This is a genomic window from Streptomyces sp. NPDC029138 (assembly GCF_055564375.1).
Genome location: NZ_JBVHWM010000018.1, coordinates 83,737 through 97,440, shown reverse-complemented (window position 1 = coordinate 97,440; position 13,704 = coordinate 83,737). Strand labels below are relative to the sequence as shown.

11 protein-coding genes and 1 pseudogene are annotated in these 13,704 nt (G+C 70.2%); 8 read left to right on the top strand and 4 right to left on the bottom strand.

Annotated features, from left to right (window positions below; all coding sequences use genetic code 11):
- Positions 1-494: 494 nt before the first annotated feature.
- Positions 495-1,058, bottom strand: a complete 564-nt coding sequence (locus tag ACZ4WH_RS17535) for an NADAR family protein (RefSeq protein ID WP_468181262.1) — start codon at positions 1,056-1,058, stop codon at positions 495-497.
- A gap of 208 nt (positions 1,059-1,266) precedes the next feature.
- Here ACZ4WH_RS17535 and ACZ4WH_RS17530 point away from each other — a divergent pair, with 208 nt between their 5' ends.
- Genes ACZ4WH_RS17530 through ACZ4WH_RS17505 form a run of 6 tightly spaced genes read left to right on the top strand, consistent with a single transcriptional unit; the run spans position 1,267 to position 8,453 of the window.
- Positions 1,267-2,802, top strand: coding sequence for a gamma-aminobutyraldehyde dehydrogenase (locus tag ACZ4WH_RS17530; RefSeq protein WP_468181260.1), 1,536 nt, complete (start codon positions 1,267-1,269; stop codon positions 2,800-2,802).
- 51 nt (positions 2,803-2,853) lie between these two features.
- Positions 2,854-4,101: a polyamine ABC transporter substrate-binding protein gene (locus ACZ4WH_RS17525; RefSeq protein ID WP_468181258.1), complete on the top strand. Its 1,248-nt coding sequence runs from the start codon at positions 2,854-2,856 to the stop codon at positions 4,099-4,101.
- Positions 4,098-5,255, top strand: coding sequence for an ABC transporter ATP-binding protein (locus ACZ4WH_RS17520; protein WP_468181256.1), 1,158 nt, complete (start codon positions 4,098-4,100; stop codon positions 5,253-5,255). Before ACZ4WH_RS17525 ends, ACZ4WH_RS17520 begins: the two co-directional genes overlap by 4 nt.
- Positions 5,255-6,184, top strand: coding sequence for an ABC transporter permease (locus tag ACZ4WH_RS17515; protein ID WP_468181254.1), 930 nt, complete (start codon positions 5,255-5,257; stop codon positions 6,182-6,184). Before ACZ4WH_RS17520 ends, ACZ4WH_RS17515 begins: the two co-directional genes overlap by 1 nt.
- Positions 6,185-6,985 carry an ABC transporter permease gene (locus tag ACZ4WH_RS17510; RefSeq protein ID WP_468181251.1) on the top strand — a complete coding sequence of 267 codons (801 nt, stop codon included), beginning with the start codon at positions 6,185-6,187 and terminating at the stop codon, positions 6,983-6,985.
- A 37-nt stretch (positions 6,986-7,022) separates the two neighbouring features.
- The gene (locus ACZ4WH_RS17505) at positions 7,023-8,453 is read left to right on the top strand and encodes an NAD(P)/FAD-dependent oxidoreductase (RefSeq protein WP_468181249.1); all 1,431 of its coding nucleotides are present in this window, start codon (positions 7,023-7,025) and stop codon (positions 8,451-8,453) included.
- Here the strand turns inward: ACZ4WH_RS17505 and ACZ4WH_RS17500 are convergent.
- Entirely contained in the window at positions 8,450-8,617 is a 168-nt protein-coding gene (locus tag ACZ4WH_RS17500) for a hypothetical protein (protein ID WP_468181247.1), read from the bottom strand. The genes ACZ4WH_RS17505 and ACZ4WH_RS17500 overlap by 4 nt on opposite strands.
- A gap of 254 nt (positions 8,618-8,871) precedes the next feature.
- Here ACZ4WH_RS17500 and ACZ4WH_RS17495 point away from each other — a divergent pair, with 254 nt between their 5' ends.
- The gene (locus ACZ4WH_RS17495) at positions 8,872-9,327 is read left to right on the top strand and encodes a hypothetical protein (protein ID WP_468181245.1); all 456 of its coding nucleotides are present in this window, start codon (positions 8,872-8,874) and stop codon (positions 9,325-9,327) included.
- A gap of 85 nt (positions 9,328-9,412) precedes the next feature.
- Entirely contained in the window at positions 9,413-11,224 is a 1,812-nt protein-coding gene (locus ACZ4WH_RS17490; RefSeq protein ID WP_468181243.1) for a chitinase, read from the top strand.
- 49 nt (positions 11,225-11,273) lie between these two features.
- Here the strand turns inward: ACZ4WH_RS17490 and ACZ4WH_RS17485 are convergent.
- Both ACZ4WH_RS17485 and gabT read right to left on the bottom strand, forming a co-directional pair.
- Positions 11,274-11,540, bottom strand: a pseudogene (locus ACZ4WH_RS17485) (phosphatase PAP2 family protein); the annotation flags it as partial.
- A gap of 650 nt (positions 11,541-12,190) precedes the next feature.
- Positions 12,191-13,525 carry a 4-aminobutyrate--2-oxoglutarate transaminase gene (gene gabT, locus ACZ4WH_RS17480; RefSeq protein ID WP_468181241.1) on the bottom strand — a complete coding sequence of 445 codons (1,335 nt, stop codon included), beginning with the start codon at positions 13,523-13,525 and terminating at the stop codon, positions 12,191-12,193.
- Positions 13,526-13,704 lie beyond the last annotated feature (179 nt).

Sequence of the window (13,704 nt, the reverse complement as noted above, 5' to 3'; positions counted from 1 at the left end):
CAGCCTGATTGCGGCAGCCCGACGCAGGCTCGCCGCCCCCAGGGGCGACGGCCGCGAGCCGAGTGGGGCCAACCTGATGGCGGCAATCCGGCGGCAGCCTGACGGCGGCAACCTGACGCCGCAGCCTGATTGCGGCAGCCCGACGCAGGCTCGCCGCCCCCAGGGGCGACGGCCGCGAGCCGAGTGGGGCCAACCTGATGGCGGCAATCCGGCGGCGGCCTGACGGCGGCAACCTAACGCCGCAGCCCGGTCGCGGCGACCCGACGCAGGCTCCCCGCCCCAGGGCGACAGCCGCGAGGCAATAGCGGCAACCCGACGGCGGACACCCCAGCGCCGGCGCTCGGAACCCCGAGTCCGACCCCCGAGTCCGACCCCGCATCCGACCCCCAGCAACCCGCCGCAGGCACCCCCACCCCGCAGGCAAACCCACCCCGGCACCCCCACCCCACGGGCACCCCCACCCCGGCAACCGCCCCCCGCCCAGCCCCGCAGGGCTACGCCCCCGCCCCCGCCAAGCGTTCCCGGGTCTCCATCAGTGCGAAGCCCAGCAGGTTCAGGCCCCGCCATCGTTGCGGGTCCGAGGCCGCCTCGTCGTCCGCGGCCAGGCCGATGCCCCATATCCGGTCCACGGGGCTCGCCTCCACCAGCACCCGCTCCCCGGTCCCCAACAGGAACATCCCGAGGTCGTCGTCGGCGGCGAACTTGTGCACGTTGCCCTCGACCACCAGCCGGAAGCGTTCCCGCGCCCACACCGCCTCGTCGAAGTCCCGGACCAGCCGGCCCGCCTTCTTCGCCTCGGCGGGATGCTCCGCGGCCAGCACCCGGCGCTCCGCCTCCGCGTCCCCGAACAGCCGGGCCTTGCCCGCCATCATCCAGTGCTCTGCCGTCGCGTACCGCACGCCGTCCACCACGAACGGTGACGGCCACCACTGGCTCAGACAGCTCGGGCCGATCCGGCCGTCCGGCTGCGGCCGGTGCCCCCAGAAGTGCAGATACCTGATCCGGGACCCCGCCCGGACTTCCCTGATCAGGGCGTCCAGCCCGTCGACCTTCCCCATGCACGCGAGTGTGGCACGCACCACTGACACTCCGTCCGCCCTTTTCAGCCCCGACTCGACACCTGGTCGACAGATTCCGTCGCGTAACCAAAAGGCAACAACGGAATCACTTGTTGGCGTCCTGTCCCTCTGTCAGGATCGGCACTCAAATCGAGCTGGAGCTACGCCCCCCGCCCCTCGGGACGGGCGCACGGCGGAGGAGAGCGACATGCACAACCCGGGCACCGCCACCCCGGAACGATTCCCCGCACAGGACCGCTTCGCGGACGGCGCGCAGTTCATCGCCGGCCGGCCCGCAAAGGGAACCTCGGGTCGTACCCACTCCGTGGTCGACCCGGCCACCGGCGCCGAGGTGTACACGTACGAGCTGGCCGGCACCGACGACGTCGACGCGGCCGTCGCCGCCGCGCGCGCGGCCTTCCCCGGCTGGGCCGCCGCCACCCCGGGCGAGCGCTCGGACGCGCTGCACCGGTTCGCCGCCGTGCTCGCCGACCGCGCCGAGGAGTTCGCCCGCGCGGAGTCCCTCCAGTGCGGCAAGCCGCTCAAGCTCACCCGTGAGTTCGACGTACCGGGGACGATCGACAACACCGCGTTCTTCGCGGGCGCGGCCCGGCATCTCCAGGGGCAGTCCGCCGGTGAGTACTCCGGCGACCACACGTCGTACATCCGGCGCGAGCCCATCGGTGTCGTCGGCTCCATCGCACCCTGGAACTACCCGCTCCAGATGGCCGCCTGGAAGATCCTCCCGGCCATCGCCGCCGGCAACACCATCGTGCTGAAGCCCGCCGAGCTGACCCCGCTGACCTCGCTGCTCTTCGCCCGGGCCGCCACGGACGCGGGCATCCCGGACGGGGTGATCAACATCGTCACCGGGACCGGGAAGGAGGCCGGTGAGCATCTGGTCGGGCACCCCGACGTGGCCATGACCTCCTTCACCGGCTCCACCGCCGTCGGCAAGCGCGTCGCCGAGATCGCCACCGCCACCGTCAAGCGGCTGCATCTGGAGCTGGGCGGCAAGGCGCCCTTCGTCGTCTTCGACGACGCCGACCTGGAGGCCGCCGTGCACGGCGCGGTCGCCGGCGCGCTCATCAACACCGGGCAGGACTGCACGGCCGCCACGCGCGCGTACGTGCAGCGCCCGCTGTACGAGGCGTTCGTGGAGCGGACGGCCGCGCTGATGGAGACCGTGCGGCTCGGCGACCCGTTCGCGCCCGGCACCGACCTCGGCCCGCTGATCTCGCACGTCCAGCGCGACCGGGTCGCCGCCTTCGTGGACCGCGCGCGTGCCTACGCGCGCGTGGTGACCGGCGGCGAGGCCCCCCAGGGCGACCTGAAGGACGGCGCCTACTACCGGCCCACCCTGATCGCCGACGCGGCCCAGGACAGCGAGATCGTCCAGTCGGAGATCTTCGGTCCGGTACTGGTCGTACTGTCGTTCGACAGTGATGATGAGGGCATCCGGCTGGCCAACGACACCCCGTACGGCCTCGCCGCCTCCGCGTGGAGCAGCGACGTCTACCGCGCGAACCGGGCCACCCGCGAGATCAAGGCGGGCTGTGTCTGGATCAACGACCACATCCCGATCATCAGCGAGATGCCGCACGGCGGCTACAAGGCCTCCGGCTTCGGCAAGGACATGTCGGCGTACTCCTTCGAGGAATACACGCAGGTCAAGCACGTAATGTTCGACAACACCGCGGTCGCCAGGAAGGACTGGCACCGCACGATCTTCGGGGACCGCTAGCGACGACCAGGCCACCGACCAGGCCGATCCTCCCGAAAGGGCACCACGCGCATGGAGCAGTACGAGCCCGACCGCCTCACCCCGCCCCAAGTGGCCGCCATGCGGCGCAGCCTCCGTAACGGCAGGGCCGCCCTGACCCGCCGGTCGCTGCTGCGGGCGTCCGCGGGCGGCGCGCTCGCCGCCGGCGGCCTCGGGGCGCTGAGCGGCTGCGGGATCCCCGCGGCGGGCAAGACCCAGGGCGGCACCTCCGCCCAGGACCACTCGGCCGCGGAGAAGGTGGTGAACTTCTCCAACTGGACCGAGTACATCGACGTCGACGACAGCGGCAAGCACCACCCCACCCTGGAGACCTTCCACCGCCGGACCGGGATCACGGTCCGGTACACCGAGGACATCAACGACAACAACGAGTTCTTCGGCAAGATCAAGCCTCAGCTCGCCGCGGGCCAGGACACCGGCCGCGACATCATCGTCCTCACCGACTGGCTGGCCGCCCGGCTCATCCGCCTCGGCTGGGTGCAGAAACTCGACCCGTCCAACCTTCCGCACGCCTACACGAACCTCTCGGCCCAGTTCCGCAACCCGGACTGGGACCCCGGGCGGGCGTACTCGTACCCCTGGCAGGGCATCTCCACCGTGATCGCCTACAACAAGAAGGCGCTCGACGGCATCGAGGTGAAGTCGGTCTCCGACCTGCTCGACAACCCGAAGCTCAAGGGGCGGGTGGGCTTCCTGTCGGAGATGCGGGACTCCATCGGCATGACCCTGCTGGACATGGGCAAGGACCCGGCGAAGTTCACCGACGACGACTTCGACGCGGTGATCGCCCGCCTCCAGAAGGCCGTCGACAAGGGCCAGATCCGCCGCTTCACCGGCAACGACTACACCTCCGACCTGACCAAGGGCGACTTCGCGGCCTGCGTCGCCTGGGCCGGGGACGTGGTCCAGCTCAAGGCGGACAGCCCGGACGTCGACTTCGTCATCCCCGACAGCGGCTACATGACGTCGACCGACAACATGTGCGTCCCGAACAGGGCGCGGCACAAGACGAACGCCGAGCGGCTCATGGACTTCTACTACGAGCCCGAGCAGGCCGCCGCGCTCGCCGCCTACATCAACTACGTCACGCCGGTCGACGGGGTGAAGCCCTACCTTTCCAAGATCGACAAGGGCGCGGCGGACAACCCGCTGATCGTCCCCGACAAGGCCATGCAGGCGAAGTCCCACGCCTTCCGCTCCCTGAGCCAGAAGGAAGAGACGGCCTACGAAGGTAAGTTCGCGAAGCTCACAGGGGCGTGACGAGGATGAAGACGACAGACAACAGCGGCGACGTCCGCCTCTCCGGCATCTCCAAGACCTACGGCTCCTTCACCGCCGTGCATCCGCTGGACCTGACCGTGCCCGAGGGCTCCTTCTTCGCCCTGCTCGGCGCCTCCGGCTGCGGCAAGACCACCACCCTGCGCATGATCGCCGGCCTGGAGGAGCCCACGACGGGCACGGTCCGGCTCGGCGACCAGGACGTCACGCACCTGCCGCCGTACAAGCGGCCGGTGAACACGGTCTTCCAGTCCTACGCCCTCTTCCCGCACCTCGACATCTTCGAGAACGTCGCCTTCGGTCTGCGCCGGCGCGGCATCAAGAGCGTGAAGAAGCAGGTGGAGGACATGCTGGAGCTGGTCCAGCTGGGCGAGCAGGCGCGCAAGAAGCCGCACCAGCTCTCCGGCGGCCAGCAGCAGCGCGTCGCCGTGGCCCGCGCGCTGATCAACCACCCCAAGGTGCTCCTGCTGGACGAGCCGCTCGGCGCCCTGGACCTGAAGCTGCGCCGCCAGATGCAGCTGGAGCTGAAGCGCATCCAGACCGAGGTCGGCATCACGTTCATCCACGTCACGCACGACCAGGAGGAGGCCATGACCATGGCCGACACGGTCGCCGTGATGAACGCGGGCCGGGTCGAGCAGCTCGGCTCGCCGGCCGACCTGTACGAGAACCCGCAGAGCACCTTCGTCGCGAACTTCCTCGGCACCTCCAACCTCATCGAGGCCGAGGTCGACACGAAGAACGGCGACGACATCGTGCTCAAGGCGGGCGGCGGCAAGCTGGTGCTGCCCGAGGCGCGCTGTTCCGCCCCGACGACGGCCGGCGGCAAGGTGCTGGTCGGCATCCGGCCCGAGAAGATCTCCCTCACGCACGCCGACGACGCGGGGGAGATCCCTCAGGGCCGCAACCGCCTCACCGGCAAGATCGCCGACGCCAGCTTCATCGGCGTCTCCACGCAGTACGTCATCGACAGCCCCGTCTGCGACGAGCTGGCGGTGTACGTGCAGAACGTCGAGCGCGACGGCCGGCTCGTCCCCGGCGCCGACGTGGTCCTGCACTGGAGCCCAGCCCACACCTTCGGCCTGGACGCGGCTCAGGACATCGACGCGGGCACCGAGGAAGAGGTCGCCGCCTGATGTCCACGCTCACCGAGGCGCCCCCGCCTCTCGCCCCCGCGACCCCCGAGAAGAAGCCCCCGCGCAGGCGCGGCCGGTTCACGCCGTACTGGCTGCTGCTGCCCGGCGTGCTGTGGCTGATCGTCTTCTTCGCGCTGCCGATGCTCTACCAGGCCTCCACCTCCGTGCAGCAGGGCTCCCTGGAGGAGGGCTACAAGGTCACCTGGCACTTCGCGACCTACTGGGACGCCCTGTCCGCGTACTGGCCGCAGTTCCTGCGCTCCGTCTTCTACGCCGCCGCCGCGACCGTGCTGTGTCTGCTGCTCGGCTATCCGCTGGCCTATCTCATCGCCTTCCGCGCGGGCCGCTGGCGCAACCTGATCATGGTCCTGGTGATCGCGCCCTTCTTCACCAGCTTCCTCATCCGCACCCTGGCCTGGAAGACGATCCTCGCGGACAACGGCGTGGTCGTGCACACGCTGAACTCGCTGCACATCCTGGACCTCACCAGCTGGCTCGGCTGGACGGCCGGCGACCGGGTCCTCGCCACCCCGCTCGCGGTCGTCTGCGGCCTGACGTACAACTTCCTGCCGTTCATGATCCTGCCGCTGTACACCTCGCTGGAGCGGATCGACGGGCGGCTGCACGAGGCGGCCGGCGACCTGTACGCCAAGCCGTGGACCACCTTCCGCAAGGTCACCTTCCCGCTGTCCATGCCGGGCGTGGTCTCCGGGACGCTGCTGACCTTCATCCCGGCGGCCGGTGACTACGTCAACGCCGAACTCCTCGGCTCCACCGACACCCGCATGATCGGCAACGTCATCCAGACGCAGTTCCTGCGCATCCTGGACTATCCGACGGCCGCGGCCCTCTCCTTCATCCTCATGGCCGCGATCCTGGCCATGGTCACGCTCTACATCCGCCGCTCCGGGACGGAGGATCTGGTCTAAATGCCCTTCGTCACCTGGCTCAAGCGCCATCTCGTCGTCATCGCGGGACTGCTGACGCTCGCCTATCTCCTGCTGCCGAACGTCATCGTCACCGTGTTCTCCTTCAACAAACCGAAGGGGCGCTTCAACTACGAATGGCAGCGGTTCTCCACGGACGCCTGGAAGGACCCGTGCGGCGTCGCCGACATGTGCGGCTCGCTGTCCCTCAGCCTCCAGATCGCCCTCTGGGCGACGGTCGGCGCCACCGTTCTCGGCACGATGATCTCCTTCGCGCTGGTCCGCTACCGCTTCCGCGCGCGCGGCGCCGTCAACTCGCTGATCTTCCTGCCGATGGCGATGCCCGAGGTCGTCATGGCCGCCTCGCTGCTCACCCTGTTCCTCAACATGGGCGCCCAGCTGGGCTTCTGGACGATCCTCATCGCCCACATCATGTTCTGCCTGAGCTTCGTCGTCACCGCGGTCAAGGCGCGCGTGATGTCGATGGACCCGCGTCTCGAGGAGGCCGCCCGGGACCTGTACGCCGGTCCCGTGCAGACCTTCCTGCGGGTCACCCTGCCCATCGCGGCACCGGGAATCGCCGCGGGCGCGCTGCTGTCGTTCGCGCTCTCCTTCGACGATTTCATCATCACCAATTTCAACGCCGGTTCGACCGTCACCTTCCCCATGTTCGTGTGGGGATCGGCACAGCGCGGAACGCCCGTGCAGATCAACGTGATCGGTACGGCCATGTTCCTCGTCGCCGTGCTGTTCGTCCTGACCTCGATGGTCATCACCAACCGCCGGAACAGGCAAAGGGCGTAGCCCTTTTCAGGAATGTTCTCTGTAGGGAGTTGAAATCATGGCCCCAAGCGCCATGAGCCGTGGCAAAGACAACTGGATCGCCTCTCTCTCCGAAGCCCAGCCGGTCCCGTACTGGCTGGAAGACCCCGGCAAGCCACCCGCCGAGCCCGCCCTCACCGGCACCGAGACCTGCGACCTGCTGGTCGTCGGCGGCGGCTACAGCGGGCTGTGGACCGCGCTGGGCGCCAAGGAGCGCGACCCGGGGCGCGATGTGGTGCTGCTGGAAGGCCGCGAGGTGGGCTGGGCCGCCTCCGGCCGCAACGGCGGCTTCTGCGCCGCCTCCCTCACCCACGGCCTGCCCAACGGCCTGGCCCGCTGGCCCGACGAGATCCACACACTGGAGGAGCTGGGCCGGCGCAACCTCGACGAGATCGAGGCCGCCATCGCCCGGCACGGCATCGACTGCGACTTCGAACGCACCGGCGAGATCGACGTCGCCACCGAGACCTACCAGGCGTGGGAACTGCGCGACTGGCACCGGGAGCTGGAGGAGAAGGGGCTCGCGGACGGCATCGAGTTCCTGGACGCCGACGCCGTGCGCGAGCAGGTGAACTCGCCCACCTTCGAGGCCGGCCTGTGGGACCGCCGGGGCGTGGCCATGCTGCACCCGGCGAAGCTGGCCTGGGGCCTGAAGAAGGCCTGCCTGAAGCTCGGGGTGCGGGTGTACGAGCACACGCCCGCCCTGACCCTGAAGAGCTACGGTGCCGGGATGGCCGTACGCACCCCGTACGGCGCCGTCCGCGCCCGCAAGGTCGCGCTCGGCACGAACATCTTCCCGAGCCTGCTGCGCCGCGTGCGGTCGTACACCGTCCCGGTCTACGACTACGCGCTGATGACCGAGCCGCTGACCGCCGACCGGCTCGCCTCGATCGGCTGGAAGAACAGACAGGGCCTCGGGGATTCGGCGAACCGGTTCCACTACTTCCGGCTGTCCGCCGACAACCGCATCCTGTGGGGCGGCTACGACGCGATCTACCCCTACGGCGGCCGGGTCCGTGCCGAGTACGAAGACCGGCCCGAGACCTACGCCAAGCTCGCGGGCCACTTCTTCACGTGCTTCCCGCAGCTGGAGGGCGTCCGCTTCACCCACGCCTGGGGCGGCGCGATCGACACCTGCTCCCGCTTCTCGGCGTTCTTCGGCACCGCCCACCAGGGCCGCGTGGCCTACGCGGCGGGCTACACGGGCCTAGGTGTCGGCGCGACCCGGTTCGGCGCGGACGTGATGCTCGACCTGCTTGCGGGGGAGCGCACCGAGCGCACCGAACTGGAGATGGTCCGCAAGAAGCCGCTGCCGTTCCCGCCGGAGCCCTTCGCCTGGACGGGCATCGCCCTCACCAAGTGGTCCCTGGCCCGCGCGGACGCCCACGGAGGCCGCCGGAACCTGTGGCTGCGGACGATGGACCGCCTGGGACTGGGCTTCGACAGCTAGTCGAAGCGGACGCACACGGGAACGGGCAGCCTGGGTGACCAGGTCCGCGTCGTGTGGTCGTAGGCACGGGCGTACCCGTTGTTGCCGCCGCCGCACGGGGAGGCGACGGTCGTCTCGACGTAGACGGTCCCTCCGGGGATGACGGGATGCGTTCGAGCCGTCACATTCCGCTGGAACATCACCGTGCCGTTCGCCGCGAGCGAGGCCCCGGAGAGGGTGACGTCCGGCGTCGACGGCGTCGACGGCGCCGCCGGCGCCGACGTCGCGGCGGGCGCGCCGAGGGCGGCTACAGCGCACCCTCTTGCTGGTGCGGCCGGGGTCGCTGCGACAAGTCGCCGGAACCCGCGTAATGCTCCCCGGAGGACCTCCCTCTCCCTCGTGACGCATCCGCGTCCACGCGAGAGAGGGAGGCCTTCTCATGACTGGGGCGAAGACGGCGGTCGAGTGGCTGGCATCCGTCGCACCGGACCCCGAGGCCTGTCGCCGGGAGTGGGAGCGCAACCCCCTCGGGGTCGCCCTGTTGCCCGCCGGCAAGGCGTGGGACGTCCTGATCCTGCCGGGCGACCTCGGCTATCCGACCCTGGACGTACTGACCCGGATCCTCGACCGACTCGGCCCGGTGCTCGTCGACTTCGGCGACAACCGGGTCGGGTTCCTCGTACCCCCGGGCACCGCGGCCCGCTGGCTCGGCACCGGTGTCCGGACCGCCGGGGCAGGCACCTGGATCGTCGTGCCGTATCCGGGCCGGGCGACCCGGGGCGTGCGCTGGCTGGTGCCGCCGGACGGCTCGGGCACGCTGACTGACCCGGCGCTGCTGGAACTGGCGATGCACGAGGCGGCGGCGGGTCCGGCGAGGGGGAGGGGGAACGGGTAGCTCCCTGACACCTTGACAACAGGATTGGTCTGGACCAAGTTGTGTGCGCTCCGCCCCTCCAACTCCCCCACCCACGGAGGCCTTTGTGGACCGCGCCAGACGCCCCAGATCCGTCCTAGCCGCGCTCACGGCCGCACTGCTGGCCGTACCCGGCATCACCGCGCTCTCGTCGGCCGCCCGTGCGGCCGACGCGGACGTCGCCGTCAACGGCGGCTTCGAGTCCGGCCTGACCGGCTGGACCTGCACCGCCGGCACGACGGTCGACTCACCCGTGCACAGCGGAAGTTCCGCGCTCCAGGCCACCCCGGCCGGCAGCGACAACGCCCAGTGCTCCCAGACGGTGACCGTCCAGCCGAACGCGCAGTACACCCTGTCCGGTTACGTCCGCGGCTCCTACGTCTACCTCGGCGCGAGCGGCACCGGCACCACCGACGTCTCCACCTGGACCCAGTCCGCCCCCGACTGGCAGAAGCTGAGCACCACCTTCCGCACCGGGGCGGCCACCACCAAGGTCACGATCTACACCCACGGCTGGTACGGCACCGGCGCCTACTACGCCGACGACCTCACCCTGGTCGGCCCCGGCGGCAGCGGCACCGCACAGCCGCCCGCCGCGCCGACCGGCCTGAAGACCACCTCCGTGACCTCGTCCTCCGTCGGCCTGTCCTGGTCCGCGGTGACCGGCGCGACCGGCTACGCGGTCTACCGCGACGGCACCAGGGTCCAGACGGCGACCGGCACCTCGGCCACCGTCTTGGGCCTCGCGGCCTCGACGGCGTACAGCTTCCAGGTCACCGCGGTGAACGACGCCGGGGAGTCCGCGAAGTCCGCGGTCGTGACCGCGACGACCAGCGCCGGCGGCGGTGGCGGCGACTCGTCCGACCTGCCCGCCCACGCCCTCGTCGGCTACCTGCACGCCAGCTTCGCCAACGGCGCCGGATACACCCGCCTCGCCGACGTCCCCGACAGCTGGGACGTCATCGACCTGGCCTTCGGCGAGCCCACCTCGGTCACCTCCGGGGACATCCGGTTCAACCGCTGCCCGGTCACCGAGTGCCCGAACGTGGAGAGCGACGCCGACTTCAAGGCGGCCATCAAGGCCAAGCAGGCCGCCGGCAAGAAGGTGCTGATCTCGATCGGCGGCCAGAACGGCCAGGTCCAGCTGACCACGACCGCGGCCCGCGACACCTTCGTCTCCTCCGTCTCGAAGATCATCGACACCTACGGCCTCGACGGCCTGGACATCGACTTCGAGGGCCACTCGCTGTCCCTGAACGCGAACGACACGGACTTCAAGAACCCGACCACGCCCGTGATCGTCAACCTCATCTCGGCCCTGAAGACCCTGAAGGCCAGGTACGGCGCGAAGTTCGTCCTCACGATGGCCCCGGAGACCTTCTTCGTCCAGAACGGCTACCAGTACTACGGAACCGGCAAGTGGGGCGGCCAGGACCCGCGCTGCGGCGCCTACCTCCCGGTCATTCACGCCCTCCGTGACGACCTGACCCTGCTGCACGTCCAGGACTACAACTCCGGCCCGATCATGGGCCTGGACAACCAGTACCACTCCATGGGCGGCGCCGACTTCCACATCGCCATGACCGACATGCTGCTCACCGGCTTCCCGGTCGCCGGCGACCCGAACAACGTCTTCCCGCCGCTGCGCCCCGACCAGGTCGCGATCGGCATGCCGGCGTCGACCAACGCGGGCAACGGCTACGTCTCCCCGTCCGAGGTCACCAGGACCCTGGACTGCCTGACGAAGAGGACGAACTGCGGCTCGTACGCCACCCACGGGACCTGGCCCGCTCTCCGGGGCCTGATGACGTGGTCGGTGAACTGGGACCGCTACGCGAACTGGGAGTTCCAGAAGAACTTCGACGCGTACTTCGGCTGACCACGAGGGACAGGGCGGCCAGCAGCACCGTGCCCAGACACCAGCTGGCCACCACGTCCAGCGGCCAGTGCCAGCCGTGGCGGACCAGGCCGTACGACACCCCGAGGACGAGGGCCGCGCACCCGGTGACCAGGGCGCGGCGGGCGGCGGGGGAGCGGAGCCACGGCAGCAGGAGCAGGGTCGCCGAGCCGTACGCGACCGCCGCCGTCGCCGTATGACCGGAAGGGAAGTAGCCGGTCCCCGGGGGCACCACCGGTGTCCCCGGCCGGGCCGTCCACTCCTTCAGCGGTACGACGATCGCCGGGACCAGCGCCATCAGCACGGCCGCGGCCAGCGGCGGCAGCCACCACCGCTCCGCCCCGGCGGCCCGGCCCCGCCAGGCCGCGTACCCGAGGGCCACGGCGAGGACGGGGAGGGCGACCTGGACGTTGCCGAGGTCGGAGAGCAGCTGGGAGAACCGGTCCGGGTGGACGAGCGCCCCGCTGGCGTCCGCGTCCAGCCGGAGCAGCGGCCCGTCGGCGACGACCTGCCAGGTGACGAAGGCGAAGACGACCGCCGGGAGGACCAGGAGCAGCATGGGGCCCAGCTTGGCAGACAGCCACGGGGAAGGAGGTCGGCCGCCCCGGAACAGGGGGGGTGGTTCCGAGGCGGCCGTCCGGATCGGAACGTCGCACGCCCCGGGGGGTTTGGGGCGGCGACCGTCCGATCGGTGAGGAGATCCCGGAGCCGTCAGGCGCCGGTTGTGTGCGCGAGGGCACGACCAGGTCGAAGCTGGGGAGGCCCCGGCCCGGTGTCCGCCCGCAGTCCCCTGTGGGCGGGTGTATCTCTCATCTGGAGAGAACCTACGGCAGGCGGCGGCGCTTGGGCAGACGGAATCCGCTCCCGTCATCCACCCCGCACACCTTCTTCACACGGCCTGCCGCAGGCACCTCCAGAGGTGCGGACCCACCGCTCGGATGCGCGGGGTCAGATGCGGGCGAACGCCTGCTCGATGATGTCGAGGCCCTCGTTCAGCAGGTCCTCGCCGATGACCAGCGGGGGCAGGAAGCGGAGCACGTTGCCGTAGGTGCCGCAGGTCAGGACCAGCAGACCCTCGGCGTGGCAGGCCTTGGCGAGCGCTGCGGTGGCCTCCGGGTTCGGCTGCTTGGTGGCCCGGTCCTTGACCAGCTCGATGGCGATCATGGCACCACGCCCACGCACGTCACCGATGATGTCGAACTTCTCGGCCATCGCGGTGAGGCGGCCCTTCATGACCTCCTCGATGCGCTTGGCCTTGCCGTTGAGGTCCTGCTCCTTCATCGTCTCGATGGCGCCGAGCGCACCGGCGCACGCGACCGGGTTACCGCCGTACGTACCACCGAGGCCACCGGCGTGCGCGGCGTCCATGATCTCGGCGCGCCCGGTCACGGCAGCGAGCGGAAGACCGCCCGCGATGCCCTTGGCGGTCGTGATCAGGTCCGGGACGATCCCCTCGTCCTCGCACGCGAACCACTGACCGGTCCGGCAGAAGCCGCTCTGGATCTCATCGGCGACGAAGACGATCCCGTTGTCGGCGGCGAACTGCCGGATCGCCGGGAGGAAGCCCTTGGCGGGCTCGATGAAGCCGCCCTCGCCGAGGACCGGCTCGATGATGATCGCGGCGACGTTGTCCGGTCCGACCTGCTTGGTGATCTGGTCGATGGCCTGCGCGGCGGCCTCCGGCCCGGCGTTCTCCGGGCCGGTCGGCCAGCGGTACGCGTAGGCGACGGGCACGCGGTACACCTCGGGCGCGAACGGCCCGAAGCCGTGCTTGTACGGCATGTTCTTCGCAGTCAGCGCCATGGTCAGGTTGGTCCGCCCGTGGTACCCGTGGTCGAACACGACCACGGCCTGCCGCTTGGTGTAGGCGCGGGCGATCTTGACGGCGTTCTCGACGGCCTCGGCGCCGGAGTTGAACAGCGCCGACTTCTTGGCGTGGTCACCCGGGGTCAGCTCGGCGAGCGCCTCCGCGACCTCCACGTAGCCCTCGTACGGGGTGACCATGAAACAGGTGTGGGTGAAGTCGGCGAGCTGGGCGCTCGCGCGCCGCACGACGGCCTCGGCGGAGGCGCCGACGCTCGTCACGGCGATACCGGACCCGAAGTCGATGAGCCGGTTGCCGTCGACGTCCTCGATGATGCCGCCGCCGGCACGCGCGGTGAACACGGGCAGCACGGAGCCCACGCCCTGGGCGACCGCGGCGGTACGGCGGGCCTGAAGCTCCTGCGACTTCGGGCCGGGGATGGCGGTGACGACGCGGCGCTCCTGCGGAAGTGCGGTCATGGGGGCTCCCTGATGATCTTGCGTACCGGGCGGTCCCGGGCGGTTCCGGGCGGTGCGTTTTCGGACGCATACCTTCTTTTCTCGCAGGTTAAGACCGGTTGCGGAGGGTGGGCATGCTCCATGTGGGCGTTGTCAGCGGCTCCCGTTGTCCGCCGTGGACATAGCCCGGCCGGGCGGGT